Source organism: Oceanobacillus sp. FSL W7-1293, from assembly GCF_037969815.1.
GTDB classification, from domain to species: Bacteria; Bacillota; Bacilli; order Bacillales; family Amphibacillaceae; genus Oceanobacillus; species Oceanobacillus oncorhynchi.
Window position 1 is genome coordinate 1,079,478 of the sequence record NZ_CP150212.1, and the last position, 21,305, is coordinate 1,100,782.

Sequence of the window (21,305 nt, forward strand, 5' to 3'; positions counted from 1 at the left end):
AGAGCTTGTCGGTATTATTAGAACTCACTGGAGCAGTGTCTTTTTATATCTCTAGATGATAAACTACAATTGAGTGCAGGGTGAAAGAGGTGGAAAATACATGTCATATCATATTGGTTTAGTAGAAGATGATAAAAACATACAAGATATTGTCGTTGCATACTTGAAAAAAGAGGGGTACCAAATAACCGTACTGGACAATGCGGAGGACGGCTGGACATTATGGGAAAATAATCCGCCGGATATGTGGGTATTAGATATTATGCTCCCGGGGATGGACGGTTATGAATTTTGCAGGAAAATTCGTAATGAAAGTGATGTCCCCATTATTATTATTTCAGCGAAAGATGAGGAAATCGATAAAATTCTAGGCCTGGAGCTGGGCAGCGATGATTACTTAACAAAGCCATTCAGCCCGAGAGAGCTGATTGCCCGTATGAAAAGGCTGTTCAAACGGGTGCAGCCAAAGTCTCTGGATTATAAAGAAGCGGATGATCGGGTGAAAGTAGATCAGCTCCTTGTATATAAAAATGAGCGCAGAGTATTCTTTGAAGGAATCGAATATGAAACAACTGCAAAAGAATATGATATGCTGCTCCTCTTAGCAGAGAATCCCAACCGTGCTTTTTCCCGTGAAGAATTGCTGGTAAAGGTATGGGGCGATGATTATTTCGGAAGTGACCGTGCGGTAGATGATTTAATGAAACGGATTCGCAAAAAAATGGAGCATATTCCGCTCGAGACAGTGTGGGGATTCGGCTATCGCTTGAGAAAAGATGAGGAAGCATAACAATGAAATTACAATCGCAACTAAATGCTGCTTTTACAGCACTGCTGCTTGTTATTATGACCACTGCGGGCTTGGTTATTTACTCGCTGGTTTTGGACGTGCTCATCCAGGATGAACAGCGTCAGCTTGCAGAAACAGGAGAATTACTTATCAGTTTTCTATCGGAACAGTATGATGATGCAAGCGAGTATCGGAATATTGATGACTTTCTAAAGGATCAGGAATTACAGCTTTTCTTATATGACCGGAATTTAGATACGGTGTTATTTTCGACCATGTCTATTGGGGTTGTAAATGAGTTTTTTGATGAAAATAATTTTGAAGATAATGATGAAACGTTATGGCAGCATGGAAATGACCGCTTTGTAACGCAGCGAATCATTTTCTCTCCGGAGCAGTCTGGAATGGAATTGATTTTATTAACACCTATCAATGACTTGCGAGCTGTACAGCAAAACTTTTTCTTCCGCTTAGCATGGGTATTTTTAATTGGAGCCCTGGCGGCAGTCATTTTAAGCTATTATATGACCAATAAATTGGTAACACCATTATCCTTGCTGAAGAAAGAATTGAAAAAGGTGGAAAACCGCCAATTTGATCAAATGAAGCGAATCCGGGCCAGCGGAGAGATAAAAGAAGTGGAGCAGAGTGTTTACGAGATGTCACAGACATTGGAGCAATACATGAAATCGCAGCAAACCTTCTTTCAAAATGCAAGCCATGAGCTGAAAACGCCATTGATGACAATCCAGGGCTACGCAGAAGGCATCCGCGACGGTATTTTTGATGAAAAAGATACCGAAAAAGGGCTGGATGTTATGGTGACAGAAGTAAACAGGCTCAAGAAAATTATCAATGAAATGATTTTACTTGCCAAATTAGACTCACAGCCGGATGTATATGAGGAAACAGAAATCGATGTGCAGGCTTTTGTGGATGGCATTGTCAGTAAAGCATTGCCAATCGTCAATGAAAATAAACTGGACCTTCATCAGAAGGTGGACGGATCCATAACGATACATGCAGATGAAGAAAAGCTCCTGCGAGCTGTTTCCAATGTGGTATTTAATGCAATCAGGTATGCCAATAAAGAGATATCTATCCATGTATATAAGAAAAAGAACATGATTTTCTTTGATATAGAGGATGATGGAAAAGGAATCTCTGAGGAAGATATGGATAAAATATTCCACCGGTTTATCAAAGGAAAAGGCGGAGAAACGGGACTGGGACTGGCGATTGCACGTGCAATTATTGAACAGTCAAACGGGAAGATTTATGCCGGGCAGTCGAAAAAATTAGGCGGAGCGAAATTTACCATGTGCCTGCCTGTTTCCAATAAGCCAAAAGGGAATAAAAAATTAAAATCTTAGTGAATGACAAAAAGACTTCTTTCTTTGCCTGGTTGGGCGGGGAAGAGGTCTTTTTTCTCTGAGTTTTTACTGAAAAGAAACATGATAAAAGAAACAATTGCTGCAGTAGCTTCTGGGATCAGTATGTCTATCCACATAAAAACCCATCCTTTATGATTTGTTGCTAAAAGTATAACATAGAATATCTTGCTGTAATAATTCGTAAGAGATAAACACATCCTAAAGGAAAGAAAAACAATTTTACAAATTTCCTCATTATATGATATAATAAATTGGTTTTACATTCGATATGTTAGAGGAGCGTACTATTTATGCAATTAAGAAATGATATTCGTAATATCGCAATTATTGCACACGTTGACCACGGGAAAACAACGTTAGTGGATCAGCTATTAAGATATTCTGGGACTTTTCGGGAAAACGAGCACGTAGATGAACGTGCGATGGACTCTGGAGATATAGAACGTGAACGCGGGATTACAATCTTAGCGAAAAATACAGCTGTAAAATATAAAGATTCGACAATTAATATTCTTGATACACCAGGTCACGCCGACTTTGGCGGTGAAGTGGAACGTATTATGAAAATGGTTGATGGTGTTGCCTTAGTCGTGGACGCCTACGAAGGAACCATGCCGCAAACACGTTTCGTATTAAAGAAAGCTTTAGAACAAAAACTGACACCAATTGTGGTATTAAATAAAGTTGACCGTCCAAATGCCAGACCGGCAGAGGTCGTTGACGAAGTATTAGATTTATTTATTGAATTAGGAGCGGACGATAACCAATTAGAATTCCCTGTTGTTTATGCATCTGCGTTAAATGGAACCTCCGGATTAGAGCCGGAAGATCAGCAGGAAACAATGGATCCAGTCTTTAATACCATTATGGAGCATATTCCGGCTCCAGCCGATACAAGAGAAGATCCGTTACAGTTTCAAGTAACTTTACTGGATTATAATGATTATGTCGGCCGAATCGGAGTTGGACGTGTGGTCCGCGGTTCTATCAAGGTAGGACAGCAGGTTGTTGTATTAAAAGAAGATGGATCACAAAAATCCTTCCGTGTTTCCAAATTATTTGGTTTCATTGGTTTAAAACGGGTTGAAATTCAAGAAGCTGTTTCTGGTGACATCGTAGCTCTGGCTGGAATGGAAGACTTGAATGTCGGTGAAACGGTATGTCCGGCTGAGCATCCTGATCCGCTTCCATGGCTGCGTATTGACGAACCGACCCTGCAGATGACATTTGTTGTAAACAACAGTCCATTTGCCGGAAAAGAAGGGAAGTATATTACGTCCCGACGTATTGAAGAGCGTTTATTAAAAGAATTAGAAACCGATGTAAGCTTACGTGTGGAGCCGACCAGTTCACCAGATGCCTGGACTGTTTCCGGACGCGGAGAGCTGCATTTGTCTATTCTTATTGAGAACATGCGCCGCGAAGGCTATGAGCTTCAATTATCCAAGCCGGAAGTAATCATCAAAGATATTGACGGTGTAAAATGTGAACCGATGGAGCGTGTGCAAGTAGATGTTCCAGAAGAACACACAGGAGCAATTATGGAATCTTTAGGAGAACGTAAAGGCGAAATGCTTGATATGGCTAACCAAGGAAACGGACAAGTTCGTATTGAGTTTAAAGTGCCATCCCGCGGTCTTTTAGGATATACAACAGAATTTATGTCGCAAACGCGCGGTTATGGTATTATTAACCATACCTTTGAGGCATATGAGCCTGTTATTAAAGGACAGGTCGGCGGCCGCCGTGAAGGTGTGCTAGTTGCACTGGAAAAAGGGAAAGCATCTACCTATGGAATCATGAACTTGGAGGATCGCGGAGTTATCTTTATTACTCCTGGAACAGAAGTTTATGAAGGGATGATTGTCGGAGAGCATAATCGTGAGAATGACTTAACGGTTAATATCACAAAAGAAAAGCACTTAACTAACGTGCGTTCAGCTACAAAAGACCAGACATCCACTATCCGTAAGACAAGAGATATGTCTCTGGAAGAAGCCCTGCAATATTTAAGTGAGGATGAGTATTGTGAAGTAACACCAGAAACAATCCGTCTTCGTAAAAAAATCTTAAATAAAAACGAACGTGAAAAAGCAGCGAAAAAAAGTAAGTAATGAAGTGGAAGCATAAGCTGACAGAAAAGCCGGTTCGATTTTTACTAGAAATAGTAAGAATTGAACCGGCTTTTTTTGTAATTTTTGTTGAGAAGATATAAGTAAAAATGAACCACTGAATAATAAATTGTGTAACAGTTTTTTAAACTTCTATTCTAATTAAAAAAGATACCACACCTTTTTTAAAGATTAACTAATATCCAATGCGATGATCAGTTAGCCAAAATTTACGAGGATAAACATATCTTGTTTGTTGCACTTTTCCAAATTTCACGTATTGCTGCCTAACGGTATACTTTTTATAAGCTGGTCTTGTCTGTAAAAATCCCTGTTTTCCTGATTTAATTGTTCCTGAATAAGTTACAGATTTTGTAGAGCTTTTACTGATGTTAAAACCTACTGCGGTATTTACAGCGCTTTTACTAGCTGAAAGCGTTCCTGTATATGAATTTGTTCTTGTTTCAGTTACCGTCTTGCTTAGGGAGCCTGGGCCCCATCCTGACGCTATTGACTTCCAAGCTCCATATACAGTAGTAGGACCAGCAGTTACTTTGAGTTTCCATTTCCCGTTTGCACAAGCCACGCATTGCGGACCTACGCCTTGATCCCGCTCATCAGGAATTACGACAGTTCCGTCATCTTCAACCGTGTAGTTCCCAGTTTGCATTTGATACTCGATATAGTCATCTTCATCTAATTCTACTGCTTCTTCCTGCGTGAGGTCTGTTAAATCCTCTTCAGTTGGTTCATATACTTCCTCTTCTATAGCCTCGTCTTGGTGAGATGGAGAAAAATCAGTAAATTCTTCAGGTGTTTCGAAATCAAGAATTTCTTCCGCATTTTGGGCATAAGCTTTGGAAAGCCCAAAAGTTGCGCTAACTAAAAGCAATAAACCTATTATTGACATTAATACGGAAATTTTCCTCATGCTATATAGACCTCCTAAATTTAAAATGGTATGATTATTAAAAATAGAAAGGTGTGGTTTTAATGAGTAAATCCATTAGTTCTATTGCAATAGGCTTAATATTAATTTTTGTTATTCAAATGGTGTCTTTAGTTGGAATGATGTTTGGTGTTACTTTCTTCGTTGAGGGAGAAGAGGTTTCTAGTCCTCCAATAAGTTTTTCAATGTATTTAATCCCAATAGCTTTTATTTTATTCGGAATTATAAATTTCTTTATTAAAGTAAAAACTAATTAATGGAGAACTTCATGATGTTAGGAGTATTTAATAAATTTATCCTTATCTAATGATATAAATAAATTTCTAAAAAGTCAAACTTTTTTGATGATTTTCTTATTTTTGGTTTGAAATAATTGAATGTAAATTTCAAATGTTTTTCTACTGATTTTTTCTTTTTCACGCATGATACTACTGGGAATACACATTCCAATAGTATCGTGTGTTTTATATTTTCTTTCTACATTTATTGTTAAGATTTTGCTCCTTGACTGACGTGCCATTTTCAAATCGATTTCCCAGCCTTTCCATTTTAACTCAAATACCTAAAGCGTTTTCACCAACTTTTTCAGCGATAATATTCAAACAATATCCATTATGGTACATTTCTTTAATAATATTGATCTCTCTTCATCCTTGTTTTTTTATAGGGTCAGTTTATTTTTATGCCAACTAAATAGTCAGTCAGCATAGAAGAAAATATATATGATTATAATTTATTTTGTATTGGAGTAAACGTATAAGAAGTACTACTATTATAATTATAGAAAAAATATGTAAATTAAAGAGAAACAGCTGATAGCATATTCTATAAGTTAAATTCTTCCTGATTTGTATCGAAAGATTTCATTTGGAGCAGGCTTGTATCATCACTAAAAATTATTGGAGGGATAAAATGGCAGGATTAACGAATGGCAGATTATTTAGCAATGAATTATTAGAAGAAATTAGAGACAGGTTCGCCTATATCGATATGGATCCATTAACACAGAAAAAACGGGTGTTTTTAGACAATGCCGGCGGTTCTTTTCGGTTAAAAAGTGCCAATCAGAAATTTGCTCAGTACGACTTGATGCCTGACCACCCTTTGCGCAATCATGACACAGCTAAATTTTTATTCGAAGTGGAGCAGCGAGGCATAGAAGATGCCAGAACGATATTTAATGCAAAGCAGGGAAGTATTGCCACTTACTTTACTGCGTCTCAAGCAATGTTTGCAGCAACAGGAGTTATTGCCGAAAATATAGAGGGAAGCAATATTGTGACAACGGAATTAGAGCATCCGTCCGCTTATGATGCTGCCAAGTTTTATGCAAATAAGCTGGGAAAAGAATTTCGTGTAGCTAAAACAAACCGGGTAACTGGAGGTGTGGATGTTGCGGAAATCACCAGACTGATTGATGAGAACACAAGCTTTTTAAGCGTGATTTATGCTTCAAATATTTCAGGTACGATTTTAGATATTGAAACGATTGTAAAGGAAGCCAGGAAAATCAAGCCGGATTTATACATTATCGTTGATGCTGTCCAGCATTCTCCACACGGTATCATTGATATCGAGAAAACGCCTGTAGATGCGATTAACATTGCGCCATATAAATTTTTCGGGGTAAGAGGAAGCGGTTTTGCATATATTTCCCAAAGGGCAGCAGCACTTCCACATCAACGTTTAGCTGGAAAGGATGACAGTGATCTGCAGCTGGGAAGTTCTACACCGGGTCATTTTGCTTCTCTTAGTGAAATTGTCGATTATGTCTGCTGGATAGGGAGTAAATTTTCGGAGGAACAGGATAGAAGAAGGCTGTATGAGGAAGGAATGACACGGATTGCTTTACATGAAAGAGCATTGCTGGAAGCGATACTTCATGGGACAGATAAAGCAAAAGGGTTAAGAAATATCCCCGGTGTTACCGTCCATTTAGATGATGAAGATTTATCTAAGAGGGATCTGATTATCGGAATAACAATTGATCACTTAGATTATCAAGAGGCAGTTCGGCAATATGAAGCGGAGCATATAGTGGTTTATGAGCGTGCTGCTTCCAGTATTTATTCTAAAAGAATGTTAGAGTCTTTTGATCTCGACGGTGTTGTAAGGGTATCTCCTTTACACTGCAATAGTGTGGAGGAAATAGAAGCATTCCTGCGTGTTACACAAAAAATAGCGGAAAGAGTTAAAACAGTAAGTTAATAATTAAATTTTTGCTTGGTGCTCATCTTTCAAGTAAGTGATTCTTTATTTATGGCAGTATGAGTGTCCGTCATTTCCTCTGCTGAGCAGAAGAGAAAAACGGTCACTCCTTTTCCTGCTTCATGTAAATCTGAAATACTTGCTTCCCAGCGTTCTGCAAAATCATTTTTTACTGCATATTAAAGCTCAGAGATGATCGATTTTTTTCTCTTTGATAAATGAAATAAAATCTGTGCCGACTTTCGGAAGCGGCTGTGTTTTTTTATAATACAGCATAATATTTTGACGGGCGTTGTCATCATCAATTTTGTAAAAGCATAATTTATTGGTTGCTTCTAAGTAATGCGTGACGCTGGCACGAACGAAAGCGATTCCCTTTTCATTACTGGCAATGTAATAGGAAGTCAGCATCTGGTCAAGGTACATGGATATAGTTGGTGTAAAGCCGGCATTTCTACACATTTTTAAACTTCGCTGGTTAAGGTCATTCCCTTTTTTTAATAGCAGGAAATCTTCATTCTGAAATTCTTTCAGGTTTATCTTAGGATACCGTTCACTTAAATAGTTTCCATTAGCTATATTTTGAAAGGTGATTTGATAGTTACGAAGCTTATTATTTATTTCATAGCTTGAAGGAACCGCCAGCAAAATATGTTCTTCCGCCCAGACAAAGGAATCAAACATTTTAGAAATGTCCTTTTTCTCCACATCGATCATCATATCAACAATCCCTGTGCGCAGACATTTTATCAGATCATCCGCATTGGCTTCCAGAAGATTTACCCTATAATCTGGATATTCTTCCTTAAATTCTTGAGCGATTTTCGGCAGGATATGTGTGCAAAAGAAGGACGCGCCTCCAACACTGATGGTACCTTGATTATCTTCTGCTAAGTGATTAAAATAGCTCCTCATTTCTTTTTCAATGTTCATAATAGCCTCGATGGATTCAATATAATATTCACCAGCCTTTGTTAATTGAATGGGATTGCTGCTTCTATCGAAAATAGGAAGACCTATCTCTTCTTCCACTTTTTTAATTGTTGCACTGAGCGCAGGCTGGGAAATATATAATTCGCTGGCAGCTTTCGAAAAGCTCTTATTTAAATATACTGCATATACATACTCCATATTTTTCAGCATTTCATTCCCCCTCAAATTATGTATAGAGAAATACCTATATTGTTATAAATTATTTCGTATTGGAGTTCGTATCTAAGATGGGATACTATTATAACTATAATGAATTTGCAGATATTTTGTAAAGGTATACTATTTTCAATCATAGAAAAGAGGGTTAATCATGGATTTGATAGAAGAAAAGTTTTTAAAGCTTGGTGCAGAATATGCTCCTGGTCAAGAAGGGCGCCAGAAAACGAATGAAATGGATGTCCCTTTTGAGAAAATTCCCGGTAGGCCGGTGGACTTTTCACATGGGGATGTAGATGCATTTCAACCAATCCCGGGATCTTTAGATGCCTTTGTGGAAGGAGTTCATCTTGGAGGGAAGCAGGCCTACACAGAATACCGCGGGGGGATGGATATCCGGGAGAATCTAGCTAAAAAGCTTGCTGATTTTACGAACACAAGCATTGACCCGGATCAACATGTTATCCTGACGCCTGGAACCCAGGGAGCGCTATTTCTCGCAATGGGATCAACGGTGGCCAGAGGAGATAAGGTTGCTATTGTAGAACCGGACTATTTTGCCAATCGGAAGCTTGTTGAATTTTTTGATGGGGAAGTCGTTCCTGTCCAGATGGATTATTACAAAACAGACACATCAGCCGGTTTAGATTTAATGCAGCTGGAGGATGCTTTTCAATCAGGAGTGAAACTCTTTTTATTCTCAAATCCCAATAATCCGACGGGTGTTATTTATTCCCGGGATGAAATTCAGAAGATTGCTGGTTTAGCAGAACAATATGGAGCAACCGTGATTGTTGATCAGCTCTACTCGCGGCAAATTTTTGAAGGACGGACGTATACCCATTTATGTGCGGAGAAACGGATTGATCGAGAAAACGTCATTACGATCATGGGACCTTCCAAAACAGAATCACTTAGCGGATACAGGTTAGGGGTCGCTTTTGGTTCGGCAAGAATGATTAACCGAATGGAAAAACTGCAGGCTATCGTATCATTGCGTGCTGGCGGATATAATCAGGCCGTCTTGAAAACATGGTTTTCTGAGCCGGCAGGCTGGATGGAAGACCGAATTAGAGCACATCAGGCAATCCGTGATGATCTGGTCGCCAAAATACGTGCAGCTAAGGGATTTCAGGTAAGAGCGACAGAAGCGGGCAGTTATTTATTCCCGAGAATTCCGGAACTGGGTATTTCAATCAATCAGTTTGTGAAAGCACTTCGTCTTCAGGCTGGTGTTACCGTAACACCAGGAACGGAATTCGGTCCACAATTCGGTGACAGCTTTCGGATAAATTTTTCACAGGATCATCAAGCGGCGGTAGAAGCAATGGAACGTGTTATCCAAGTAGTGGAGGCGTATCGTAATGCAGCCATCAAATGAAGGGAATAATCCGATTCCGCAGGGGAAATACCTTCCAGCATCCCGGTTTGGAAATATTATCTATACTGCCGGGATGACACCAAGAAGGAATGGGGAGCTGATTCAGAGCGGAAAGGTTGTTGCAGCAGAGCCTGTATCGACCTATTATGCGGCAGTCAGGCAAGCAGCTGCAAATGCCTTAGCTGCTGCTATAAACGCACTTACGGAGGGAGAAGAGCTCACGCAGATATTATCACTCACCGTTTATGTGAATGCAGAAGAAACATTCCAATCTCATTCAAGTCTGGCAAATGCTGCTTCCGAATATTTATCCGAACAATTGGGCGAGGCGGGGATAGGCAGCAGGGCAGCGGTTGGTGTATCCTCGTTACCAGGAAATGCACCTGTTGAAATTCAATTGGTTGCTGGAGTGAGCTTATAAAGAATATACCGGAATTTTTAATTAGAGCAAGCTAAAAAGATGAATCTAACTTGATGAAATCTCCTTTGTCGAGTTACATTCAAAGTTAAAATGAAAACGCTTTAATTAACGAGGTTAAATGAAATGATGACGGGTGGATGACATCGAAGCAGAAAAGGTTGAAAAACAAAACTAGACTTGCTTACACTTATTTCAGTCATCCATCGTACGCTTCTTCGGATTGTAAGCAAAGCTAACGATGAAATACTGCCAAAATCAGCCTTTTTTAAAATCTGAAAGTTTGTTTAAAGAAAATAAACAATGGGGGAGTTACCATGAAAAAGATTTTATTAAGGTTAAAAAATGTCGGACCCGGCGCTATTGTAGCTGCTGCTATTATCGGGCCGGGAACGATAACAACTGCCAGTCAGGTTGGTGCCCAATTCGGTTTTATCTTGATCTGGTCTTTGCTGTTCTCTGTTATTGCTACCATGGTCTTACAGGAAATGGCTACCCGGTTAGGAATTGTTACAAGAAAAGATTTGGGTACAGCCTTTAGGGAACAGTTTGAAAATCCTTTATTAAGAATGTTGACAATCATACTAGTTGTTGCCGCTATTGGAGTCGGCAACGCAGCTTATGAGACAGGCAATATCGTCGGCGGTGCTATCGGTCTGACGACTTTAACGGGTTTTCCTATCCAGACATGGGGTGTAATTATCGGTATTTCAGCCGGAGTCCTGCTCTGGTTTGGCACATACAAAATACTTGAAAAAGTTTTCATTGTATTAATTGGTTTAATGGTACTCAGTTTTTTAATTACAGCAATTGTGGTTAAACCTGATTTGTCAGCTATTTTCGAAGGCGCATTTATACCGGCAATTCCGGATGGCTCCATTATCCTTGTGATCTCCCTAATCGGTACAACGATTGTTCCGTATACGCTTTTTTTGCAGTCAGCAACGGTTCAGGAGCGGTGGAAGGATAAAAGCGGGATAGGGGAAAGCCGGTTTGACATTGTTACATCGCTGATTGTGGTCGGTATTGTTACGGCCTCGATTGTAATCACTGCTGCAATGGCTTTTCCTCTTGGCACAACAATTGATAATCCAGCTGAAATGGCTATTCAATTAGAACCGCTGCTTGGTTCTTGGGCAAAATATGTATTCTCGATTGGTATTTTTGCTGCAGGTGTTACTTCAACGATGACAGCGCCACTAGGAGCCGCTTATGCTATTACAGGTGTTTTTGGCTGGGACAGGAATTTAAAATCCATGAAATTCAGAGCCGTTTGGATGGTTATTATTTTAATCGGAGTGATTTTTTCAGGATTGGGATACAGCCCGATTGAGATTATTGTGTTTTCCCAATATGCAAATGGCTTAATTTTACCTGTTATCGTTCTGTTTTTGCTGTTTGTCATGAACAACCGCCGGATGCTGGGCGAGAACGTCAACAAGCTATGGATAAACATTGCAGGCTGGGTTGTATTTGCCATTACAGTACTTTTGGCTTTATTATCATTTAATATAATAGGTTAGCTGGAGGAATCGCTATGCAAAATATTATCTTTCAGCCATTAGGAGATACAGGGGTACGAGTACAGTTTTGCGAACAGGTTTCCTCTGGACTAAATAAAAAGATCAGGAGCTTTTGCCTTCTGCTAAAAAAAGAGCGTATCAAAGGGGTCATAGAATGGGTTCCCGCCTATGATTGCGTTTCTGTTTATTATTTGCCAGACCAGATTACGTATCATGCTGTCTGTGAAAAATTATCCGGTTTATCCAGTTATGCATCACAGGATAAAGCGGAGCAGTGGAATCGGATATTTATTCCAACTTTATATGACGGAGAAACAGGTTCTGATTTGGAACATGTCGCCCGCTCTAATCAATTAACGAAAGAAGAAGTAATCGAGATTCATTCAGGTACAGATTATCTTATTTATATGATGGGATTTCTGCCGGGCTTTCCTTATATGGGCGGACTGTCTAAATCTATTTGCACACCGCGGCTGGAAAGCCCGAGATTACATGTTCCGGCAGGGTCGGTAGGAATTGCCGGGGAGCAAACAGTGATATACTCATTGCAGTCTCCAGGCGGTGCAAATATTATAGGACGTACACCTGTCACCTTATTTAATCCTTCCCAGGAGAATCCATTTTTATTTCAGGCAGGAGATAAAATCCGCTTTGTTTCGATTACGGAAGATGAGTATGAAGCAATAGAACAAGCGGTAAAGAACGGCAGCTATAAAGTAAGAAAGGAAGTGTTCCATGATGAAACAAAGAAGCATTGATTTAAACAGTGACTTGGGAGAGAGTTTTGGAGCTTATACGATAGGTCTTGATAACGAAATTTTAGAGGTAGTCACCTCTGCAAACATTGCTTGCGGCTTTCATGCCGGAGATTATAATGTTATGGGGAAAACCGTTAAAATGGCTAAAGAAAAGCAGGTAGGGATTGGAGCCCATCCAGGCTTGCCGGATCTGATTGGTTTTGGCAGAAGAGCGATTCAAGTGGACCCCGATGAAGTTTTTCATTTAACAGCTTACCAAATTGGTGCTTTAAAGGCGTTTTGTAACATTTATGAGGTGCCTATGCAGCATGTGAAACCGCATGGAGCCTTGTTCAATATGGCAGCGAAAGACCGGGAGATTGCTGAAGCAATTGCGAAGGCGACAGCTCAAGTAGATGAAGAATTAATTCTTTTCGGGTTGTCAGGAAGTGAATTGATTCGTGCGGGGAAAAAATACGGATTAAAAACAGCTTCGGAAGTATTTGCTGACAGAACGTATCAATCGGATGGTTCGTTGACAGCCCGTACAGAAAAAAATGCAATGATTACAGAGGTCGAAAAAGCAATTGAACAAGTACGCAGCATGGTTTTTGAAGGGAAAGTCACCTCCGTTGATGGAGAAGAAGTTCAAGTGGAAGCCGACACCATCTGCGTCCATGGAGATGGAGAGCACGCCCTTCTGTTTGCAAAAGAATTGCGGCAACGTTTGGAACAAGAAGGGATTCGGATGAAACGTGTTGGAGAATAAAGTGGAGCAGCGGCCGCTTTTTAAAGTGGTGAAACCAGGACTGTTAACCACGATCCAAGACTTGGGAAGAACCGGCTTTCAAAAATACGGCGTTGTTGTCTCTGGGGCAATGGATCCATTTGCTTTGCAGACAGCCAATCTCTTAGTTGGAAATAGAAGAGATGAGGCTTGTCTGGAAATAACCATGATGGGCCCGGAGCTGGTTGTATTATCGGAAGCAACGATAGCTATTTGTGGCGCAGATTTAAGTCCTATGATAAATGGTAAAGCAGCACCGATGTGGAAATCAATCCAGCTTAAAAAGGATGATTATGTGACATTTGGTGCTCCTCAATCGGGGATACGGACTTATTTATCTGTCTCGGGCGGGTTTGACTCACCAGTAGTTATGGGCAGCAAATCGACTTATCAAAAAGCTGGAATTGGGAAGCACGTTGAAAAGGAAGATACGATTTTCGGTTATGCGGTGAATGGAAAAGCGGGAGTTGGATTAATGCATACGGAAATTCCCAGATATCGTAAGGAAGTAGAGCTTCGTGTCGTGAAAGGCCCGCATACGGAGCGATTTACAAAGGAAGGAATAGATAACTTTTTCAATAACGTACATCTCGTTAGTCCGCAGGCAGACCGGATGGGGTATCGGCTCCAATCAAAGGCTATTGCTCATAAAAATGGAGCAGATATTTGGTCGGATGCCATTCCGTTTGGAGGTGTGCAAGTGCCGGTGAATGGCCAGCCAATCATATTGATGGCTGACCGGCAAACGACTGGGGGATATACGAGAATTGCTACAGTTATTTCTGTTGACCTTCCGAAAGTAGCTCAGCTTGTCCCGGGCGGTAAAATTCGTTTTCGGGAGGTAGATGTCGAAGAAGCACAAGAACTTTACAGAGAAAGAGAGCGGTTTTTACTCCAAATAAAATATTTTTGCAGAGGTGATTGCAGTGTTAAAGGAAAGGATGACTATTCGAAAAGGAGAGTGGACTAAACCCACAGCAGGGCTGGCTCCGTCTCATGTGCAGGCGAACCTTGTTATTGTCCCAAAGAAGCATGCGTATGACTTTCTCTTATTTTGTATGCGAAATCCGAAGTCGTGCCCATTAATTGAAGTGACGGATGCAGGCTCCTATACACCTGTAAGCTCTGCACCAGACGCAGATATTAGAACGGATACTCCGAGATATCGGATTTTTAGACGCGGGAAGCTGGCAGATGAAGTAACAGATATTACAGAAGAATGGCGTGAGGATTTTATCAGCTTTTTGATTGGATGCAGCTTTACTTTTGAAGATGCTTTAATAGCGGCTGGAATTCCTTTGAGGCATATAGAAAACAAACAGAACGTTACGATGTATGAAACCAATGTGCCCTGTTATGGGGCAGGGGCCTTTCAAGGGAATATGGTGGTTTCCATGCGTCCGATCCGGGCCGATCATGTGCCTGCTGCTGTTCAAGTCACATCGGGCTTCCCAACGATGCATGGGGCGCCGGTACAGGTTGGTTATCCAGAGAAGCTGGGAATCAAAAACCTGCAGGCTCCTGAATATGGTGATTCTGTAGAAATAAAGGAAGATGAAATTCCGGTGTTTTGGGCATGTGGCGTAACACCCCAGCTTGTAGCTCTTCAAGCAAAAATTGAAATAATGATTACGCATGCTCCAGGACATATGTTTATTACAGATTTGCTGGATTCTGAAATAGGAAGATGAGTTTGTAGCACGATTGAAGGTACCAAAAAAGCGCCTAATCACTTTAAAGATTACGGCGCTTTGAATCATTTTGCTGGATTCATTGAACATATCTCTCATCAAAATATTCAATATCATCAATGTACCATTTATTATCTATTTTCATCATCGTAATATTGTCGTACAGCTCGTATTTGGAATCCTGTTCAGGAATATCTGATGGCAAGGTGATACGAATCTCTGTGCCTACAATTTTATCGTCCTGAGTCAGCCAGGATGAGACTCCATCTCTTCTGGAAGCTTCAATTTGAGAATAGCGGAATCCGTCACCCGTATTTGTTAGAAAAAAAGTGATATTTTCAGGAGTTTCTTCATAATTCGGATTTCCTTCCATGCTGTTTCGGATTTGATAGGCAACTTTTCTGGAAAAATCACCAGAAAAATATTCGCCCAGCTGATCGTCAACTGTTTCGATGACCTCTTCCGGATCATCTGAATCAATAATAAGGTCGCCGTGATTTAATTCATGAATAAAGTCTTCCAGTACGTCCAGGCTTCCCACTTCTGCCTTGTCATGAGGATCAACGCAGCCGGATAATATAATAAAGATACATAAATATAGCACAGACCCAAAAATATTTCGCAAAGCGTTCCTTCCTTCCTTCCTTTATGACTTCTTATCTGTCCTTTCCTAATTTTTCTAATTCCTTTCCATTCGAGTCATATTCGGTAATCCAATAGACATTATATTTATCCATTAACGTATCTAAGCTCTCTGCAAATTCTTTATTTTTATCAGCAGCCTCATCCATGTTTTCATTGAATTTTTTCAGAATGATTTTTATTTCTGTCTGGGTATTGCTTGAACTTATACCCTCAGTAAGTTCTTGAAATAATTCTAATAAATAAGTTTCTCTGTCTAATAGTGATTCGTTTAAGTTATTCACAGCGCGATATTCTAAATCTGCATGCTTCAGATAGTCTACACTTGCTCTCAAAACAGGCAATATATCGTTTCTGATAATAAGTAACATTTCATCCGTATCCTCTGCCCGACTAAGGGAGGAGTATGTAGAACTATCTATTTCCCAATTTTCCATCCAATGATTATAATAGGAAATCAGTTCATCGCCTTTTTGACTTTTATTAAAACAGCCGGAAAGAAGCAGTATGCCAGCCAATCCAACGAATAGCCAAATCCTTTTCAATAAAGCCGCCTCCTTGCATCGCTAAGTAATAACAGTGCAATACTCCAATAAGATACAGCATTTCTTTTATGTACAAAAATAACGAATGCTTTCATGATGTAATAAATAATAATAAGAATATCGGAACAAGAAAAGAAACAACCACAGCACTGAGTGTCATGGATAAAGCGCTGATGGCACCTTCCATTTCGCTGTCCTCTAATACCTTTGCCGTCCCTATCGCATGAGAAGCCGTTCCAATACTGAGTCCTTTAGCGATGGGATGCTCAATCCGGCAAATTTTTAAAATAACAGGTCCAAACATTGCTCCGCTGACACCAGCTAACATAACGAATACAGCGATTAGGGAGACATTCCCGCCTGCCGTGTCCGTAATACTGATCGCAATAGGAGCAGTCACAGATTTGGCTGCTACAGTCTGAACCATCCAGTCGTCAAAACCTAGTAGCTTTGCTCCTGCTATTCCGGTGAAAACACCAGTCAGAGAACCGGCAAATACGCCGATACTTATCGCTCCTGCATATTTTTTGATTAAATGAATCTCCCTGTACAAAGGAACAGCGAGAGAAACAACGATAGGGCCGAGAAAAATATCAATCCACTGACCGCCGATCATATAGGTTTCATAAGAGATGCCTGTTAAGGATAAGAAAATGACTATACTTGCCGTACACAGGAAAATGGGCATGGTGAACGGTGTTGGTTTTCTTCGATAGATTCTCTTGGATAATCGATACAGGATAAACGTTCCTGTAATCACCGTTATCCCAATAAAGAGGTTAGTCATAGGATTTCACCTCTTTTTTTAAGATGAGATTTGTTACGATTCCGCTGACGCCGATAACAATGAAGGTACTCACAATAACCAATAGAATGGACAAGCTGCCCTTTCCATAAAAAAAGGATAGGTATTGGATAATTCCAATGGTAACCGGGATAAAGAAAAATGGGATATCTTTTAAAAGAAAATCAACGCCTGCCTGCATCCATGTCAATGGAATGACTTTGAAAAACAACAGGCTGAAAAGCAGCAGCATCCCAATAAGGCTGCCGGGAATACTCAGGGAGAAGAAGCCTTGAATAAGCTGGCCAATAAAATTAAAAAGAAATAAGATACCTATTTGTAAAATCATTATGAAATACTTCACCATAAACCTCCGTTGTTATTCTCCATTTTGAACAGCCTTTAAAAATAAAAGATACTAATCATTTTATCAGAAAACGTGTCATTCGTTAAAGGGCGTTTTGAAGGCATATTTACTTTCTTGTAAATCTTTATAATCTGGAATGCGAATCATTGATGAATAAGATTTTTTATTGCCTGTCCCTTTTAAATAGAAAAAGTAGGATTGCATAAAAAAACAGCCCGGCAAAGCGCTGGCCGGACTGTTTGTAATCTTATTATTATTAAGTGATCATCATTTTGTTAATCAATCATATTACTTTTCTTGCTCTTAAGATAGGCTTTATGAACACGCGGTGCAATCCATGGTCGGAAAGTATATCCTAACAGAATAAAGATAGCCGGGAAAATCGCCAGTATAAGGAATCGGTTGTAAACAACAGACCATACAATACCGCCGGTCGCTTCTCTTAGAATATCAATAGCATACGTGAACGGCAGGAATGGGTGAATAGCCTGGAAAAATTCCGGCGCTACTTGGATTGGGAACATTCCGCCGCCGCCTGATAATTGCAGAATCATAAAGATGATCGCAATCGCCTTTCCGACGTTTCCAAATAAGGAAACTAACGTGTATACGATAATCATAAACGCTAACGCAATCAAGACGCTAAAGAGTGTAAAGTAAACAGGGTGTGCCATATAAGCATCGAGTATAAAGATATTGCCGAGCGAAACAATGACAGCCTGTAAAACAGCTACAATCAAGAACAAGGTCATTCGGCCAAGATAAATATCTCTTAAGCTGAATTCTTCTCTATTTTTATCTTTTAGATCCGTTGTAATCAAATTACAAAGCAGCAATGCACCAACCCATATTGCCAGCACAGTGTAGAATGGTGTGTTGGCTGACCCGTAGTTCGGGATAGGGAATAATTTTTCTTCATCCAGCTGTACCGGGCGGGAGAAATACTCTGTTTCATCGCTTAAATCATTCTGCAATGCAGCAATTAATTCCTCGATAATTTGATCGTCTTCCATCTGTTTTATCCGGTCGTAGGCATTTTGGATATCTTCTTTGTATCCTGGCCAATCATCTCGGATAAAATCAGCCATTTCCCCAATAGCTTCCTGCGCTTCCGGTAAATTATCCTGCACAAGGGAATTTAAATTCTCATATTGCGCAATTAAATCATCCATATCGTTTGTAACAAAGCCGGCTAAATTATTTATTTCATCCTCTAAATGCGGCATATCATTCTGGAAAAAGCCGCTTGCCATATTCACCCCATTTTTAAATTCAGGGAAGTGTTGATTTACGGTGTCAGAGACATCGCTGAATTGTTCTTCATAATATGGTAAATTCTCATTTAAAAGGTTTAAATAATACTGTGAATCATTGACGACCGTTGCTGCTTCCGATAAATAATCAGAAGCTAAATCGGTATATTCCAATGCGGCGCTTAATTTAGAGTCTGCATCATTTAACCTATTTTCTAGCGTAGTGAAAGCATTATTCACAAATGGTTCTAATGTGTCCTCGTTAAAGGTTTGTAACGTATTCAAATCATTTATGGCATTATCCTTCACGTCTTCCAACTGGCTAAGGTCTAAATTGCCGTTTTCCAGAAAATCAATGATATTATTTAAATTAGAATCTCCGCTTTCAAGAGCCTCTTGAATGTTATCCAATTCCTCTTTATTCTCCGGAGTTTCTAATAAAGCAAGTGAGTTCTCCGTGCTTGTAATAGAGGATTGAAGCCCTTCAATACTGTCCTGAATCGCTTGAAGCTGCTCTTCTGCATATTCTGCCCGGTCAGGATTTTCCTTCATGGCAATCAATTCAGGCAGTTGCTGTATATTGCTTTTAGCAAGGTCTATATTTTGATCCAATACATTGGAAATTTCATCAAAAGCCTGCATCGTATCGTCATGAAGTTCATTAATGACTTGGTCGATTTCTTCATCACGCGCTTGAGTTTCCGGTGTATCTTCGGATTGCTCTGTTTCTTCCGCAGCATTATCATTATTTTCTTCGCTTTCTTGTTCTGTGTTTTCTTCCGTGTCATTGCTGCTTTCTTCGTTATTCTCTTCGGTACCTTCTTCGGCATTATCACTATTCTCATCGGTTTCTTCGTTCTCTTCATTTTGTGAGGTATCTGGAACAAATTCCGCATTTGCTAAATCTTCTTTGACCTCGTCGAAAGAGGACTGGTAATTAGCTATTGCCTCATTTAACGTATTGATATCCTCTTCCGTAAAATTATCTGCTTCTATTTGAGCAAGCTTATCCTCTAATTCAGCAGAAAGCTCATTCCCTTGCTCTATTGTCCCATCAGCAGCGCTGCTTAATTTATCTAAGGATTCATTTGACTCCAGGCTGTCCGAATTACGAAGCTCATCCAGCATTTCTTCCAGGCTGCCTTGAGAATCATTGACTGAATCCTTAACGTTATTTACAAAATCAGGTGTTACGGGTTCTTCTGTATCAAAATCAAAGGAAGGCAATCCATTGATAATTTCCTCTGCTTCATTAATCCGGCTGTTGACAAGCTCTGATACTTCATCGGTTACTTGTTCTGCTTCTTCTAACGTATCCTGTGCATTATCAACCTGATTTTGATAGTCCTGAATTTGATTATTGATTTCAGGAATACGTTCTTGTACATCTGCTAATGTATCGCCGGCAGTAATACTTGCTGCATAAGCATCCTCCAGCCCCTGGTTAATCGCAGGGAAGTATTGCTGAATAGAGCTGATTCGAGTTAAGGCATTTTCGATATCAGGCATGGATTGATTTAATTCAACTACAGCATTTCCCAGCCTGTTGATATCATCCAGATGGGACTGGGCAGTCAGAATCTGGTCTCCGCCTTCCCGAATGTTTGACTCATACTCCTGTAAACTGTCTAATGTATCTGCATAGTTCTGAATCGTATCTTGATCTTCGTCTAACTGAACAATAAGGTAGCCTGCTTCATCAATATCATCAATGTGATCATGAAGATTATAAACAGCATCTCTTATTTTTTGCATGGTAGGCAGATTTTCTTCGAGCTCAATCCCAGCATTATTAAATTCCTCCAGTAATGTTTTTGCTGTTGTCTGCACAAATTCATCATTGATGGTTTCTGTGATTTGTGTAGCTCCGGTGCTGGTCATTTTGGGCGCAATGGCATTGACCTTTTCATTCACTTTATATTGGACGATGGCGCTCCTTGGTTCTTCATTAAGTATACTGGCTACATCCTCCGAAAAGCTTTCAGGAATATGAATAGTGGCGAAGTATTCTCCTGTATATACCTTTTCATCTGCTTCTTCAATAGAATCATCGAATTGCCAGCCTAACGAATCATTTTCCTTTAAGTTTTCTATCAGTTCGTCTCCCATATTAATGGATCGGTCTTCTACTTCCGCCCCGGCATCATCACTGACTACGCCGATTTTGATTCCCTCTGTATTGGAGTAAGGGTCCCAGGATGCTTTTATATTAAACCAAGCATAAAAAGAAGGGAGGATGGCTAACCCAATAATCAAAATAAGAACGGAAGGAACCCGAATGATGTTTTTCATATCTTGTTTTGTAATTTTAAAAGCTTTTTTCAAAAAAATTCTCCTCTTTTCTAAGTCGGGTAAATAAAAAATTATAAAAGTGTTATTATTTCAGAATCAACGCTAACATCTATAGTTGATATAAAAGAATAAATATGTTGTCTTCCTCTAGCGGCTGCACATAACAAATTCAATGTAGTTTCTCACCTATAGATTTTGGTTAAGTGTCTTATTTTATGCTTTATACATACAGATTGAAGTATCCAATGGCTGCCAGAATCGGTACTTTTGATTTTTTAATGTTC

20 protein-coding genes are annotated in these 21,305 nt (G+C 39.8%); 12 read left to right on the forward strand and 8 right to left on the reverse strand.

Annotated features, from left to right (window positions below):
• Positions 1-100 precede the first annotated feature (100 nt).
• Both MKY65_RS05350 and MKY65_RS05355 read left to right on the forward strand, forming a co-directional pair.
• Positions 101-790 (forward strand): response regulator transcription factor, encoded by a 690-nt coding sequence (locus MKY65_RS05350; RefSeq protein ID WP_339182994.1) that lies wholly within the window; start codon positions 101-103, stop codon positions 788-790.
• Between the two features lie 2 nt (positions 791-792).
• Positions 793-2,163 (forward strand): HAMP domain-containing sensor histidine kinase, encoded by a 1,371-nt coding sequence (locus tag MKY65_RS05355; protein ID WP_339182997.1) that lies wholly within the window; start codon positions 793-795, stop codon positions 2,161-2,163.
• On the opposite strand, the gene MKY65_RS05360 is transcribed toward MKY65_RS05355, so the two are convergent.
• Positions 2,160-2,300, reverse strand: a complete 141-nt coding sequence (locus MKY65_RS05360; protein WP_339182999.1) for a hypothetical protein — start codon at positions 2,298-2,300, stop codon at positions 2,160-2,162. The two genes, MKY65_RS05355 and MKY65_RS05360, sit on opposite strands and share 4 nt — an antisense overlap.
• A 174-nt stretch (positions 2,301-2,474) precedes the next feature.
• Here MKY65_RS05360 and typA point away from each other — a divergent pair, with 174 nt between their 5' ends.
• Complete coding sequence (typA, locus tag MKY65_RS05365; protein WP_339183001.1) at positions 2,475-4,298, forward strand: translational GTPase TypA; 1,824 nt, start codon at positions 2,475-2,477, stop codon at positions 4,296-4,298.
• A gap of 193 nt (positions 4,299-4,491) precedes the next feature.
• On the opposite strand, the gene MKY65_RS05370 is transcribed toward typA, so the two are convergent.
• Positions 4,492-5,226 (reverse strand): hypothetical protein, encoded by a 735-nt coding sequence (locus MKY65_RS05370; RefSeq protein WP_339183002.1) that lies wholly within the window; start codon positions 5,224-5,226, stop codon positions 4,492-4,494.
• A 62-nt stretch (positions 5,227-5,288) separates the two neighbouring features.
• Between MKY65_RS05370 and MKY65_RS05375 the strand changes: the two genes are divergently transcribed.
• Positions 5,289-5,501, forward strand: a complete 213-nt coding sequence (locus tag MKY65_RS05375; protein WP_339183004.1) for a hypothetical protein — start codon at positions 5,289-5,291, stop codon at positions 5,499-5,501.
• 655 nt (positions 5,502-6,156) lie between these two features.
• Positions 6,157-7,452, forward strand: coding sequence for an aminotransferase class V-fold PLP-dependent enzyme (locus MKY65_RS05380; RefSeq protein ID WP_339183006.1), 1,296 nt, complete (start codon positions 6,157-6,159; stop codon positions 7,450-7,452).
• Positions 7,453-7,638: 186 nt separating this feature from the next.
• Here MKY65_RS05380 and MKY65_RS05385 read toward each other — a convergent pair whose 3' ends face one another.
• Entirely contained in the window at positions 7,639-8,595 is a 957-nt protein-coding gene (locus tag MKY65_RS05385) for a LysR family transcriptional regulator (RefSeq protein WP_339183008.1), read from the reverse strand.
• Between the two features lie 160 nt (positions 8,596-8,755).
• On the opposite strand from MKY65_RS05385, the gene MKY65_RS05390 reads away from it, so the two are divergent.
• The 7 genes from MKY65_RS05390 (at position 8,756) to MKY65_RS05420 (ending at position 15,138) form a co-directional block, all read left to right on the forward strand.
• A complete protein-coding gene (locus MKY65_RS05390; RefSeq protein ID WP_339183010.1) occupies positions 8,756-9,982 on the forward strand; it encodes a pyridoxal phosphate-dependent aminotransferase in 1,227 nt (408 codons plus the stop codon).
• Positions 9,966-10,403 carry a RidA family protein gene (locus tag MKY65_RS05395; RefSeq protein WP_339183013.1) on the forward strand — a complete coding sequence of 146 codons (438 nt, stop codon included), beginning with the start codon at positions 9,966-9,968 and terminating at the stop codon, positions 10,401-10,403. The genes MKY65_RS05390 and MKY65_RS05395 overlap by 17 nt, the downstream gene beginning before the upstream one ends.
• 314 nt (positions 10,404-10,717) lie before the next feature.
• Positions 10,718-11,923, forward strand: coding sequence for an Nramp family divalent metal transporter (locus MKY65_RS05400; RefSeq protein WP_339183015.1), 1,206 nt, complete (start codon positions 10,718-10,720; stop codon positions 11,921-11,923).
• A 14-nt stretch (positions 11,924-11,937) separates the two neighbouring features.
• Positions 11,938-12,681 (forward strand): 5-oxoprolinase subunit PxpB, encoded by a 744-nt coding sequence (pxpB, locus tag MKY65_RS05405; protein ID WP_339183016.1) that lies wholly within the window; start codon positions 11,938-11,940, stop codon positions 12,679-12,681.
• On the forward strand, positions 12,659-13,429 hold the full coding sequence (locus tag MKY65_RS05410) for a 5-oxoprolinase subunit PxpA (protein WP_339183018.1): 771 nt from the start codon (positions 12,659-12,661) through the stop codon (positions 13,427-13,429). The genes pxpB and MKY65_RS05410 overlap by 23 nt, the downstream gene beginning before the upstream one ends.
• Positions 13,419-14,417 carry a biotin-dependent carboxyltransferase family protein gene (locus tag MKY65_RS05415; RefSeq protein WP_339183020.1) on the forward strand — a complete coding sequence of 333 codons (999 nt, stop codon included), beginning with the start codon at positions 13,419-13,421 and terminating at the stop codon, positions 14,415-14,417. The genes MKY65_RS05410 and MKY65_RS05415 overlap by 11 nt, the downstream gene beginning before the upstream one ends.
• Positions 14,389-15,138 carry a putative hydro-lyase gene (locus MKY65_RS05420; protein WP_339183022.1) on the forward strand — a complete coding sequence of 250 codons (750 nt, stop codon included), beginning with the start codon at positions 14,389-14,391 and terminating at the stop codon, positions 15,136-15,138. Before MKY65_RS05415 ends, MKY65_RS05420 begins: the two co-directional genes overlap by 29 nt.
• 79 nt (positions 15,139-15,217) lie before the next feature.
• On the opposite strand, the gene MKY65_RS05425 is transcribed toward MKY65_RS05420, so the two are convergent.
• The 5 genes from MKY65_RS05425 to MKY65_RS05445 form a co-directional block, all read right to left on the reverse strand.
• The gene (locus tag MKY65_RS05425; protein WP_339183024.1) at positions 15,218-15,763 is read right to left on the reverse strand and encodes a hypothetical protein; all 546 of its coding nucleotides are present in this window, start codon (positions 15,761-15,763) and stop codon (positions 15,218-15,220) included.
• A 31-nt stretch (positions 15,764-15,794) separates the two neighbouring features.
• The gene (locus MKY65_RS05430) at positions 15,795-16,325 is read right to left on the reverse strand and encodes a hypothetical protein (RefSeq protein WP_339183026.1); all 531 of its coding nucleotides are present in this window, start codon (positions 16,323-16,325) and stop codon (positions 15,795-15,797) included.
• Between the two features lie 91 nt (positions 16,326-16,416).
• Positions 16,417-17,112: an LrgB family protein gene (locus MKY65_RS05435; RefSeq protein WP_339183027.1), complete on the reverse strand. Its 696-nt coding sequence runs from the start codon at positions 17,110-17,112 to the stop codon at positions 16,417-16,419.
• Entirely contained in the window at positions 17,105-17,458 is a 354-nt protein-coding gene (locus MKY65_RS05440; protein WP_339183029.1) for a CidA/LrgA family holin-like protein, read from the reverse strand. The genes MKY65_RS05435 and MKY65_RS05440 overlap by 8 nt, the downstream gene beginning before the upstream one ends.
• Before the next feature lie 293 nt (positions 17,459-17,751).
• On the reverse strand, positions 17,752-21,054 hold the full coding sequence (locus tag MKY65_RS05445; protein ID WP_339183031.1) for a YhgE/Pip domain-containing protein: 3,303 nt from the start codon (positions 21,052-21,054) through the stop codon (positions 17,752-17,754).
• Positions 21,055-21,305 lie beyond the last annotated feature (251 nt).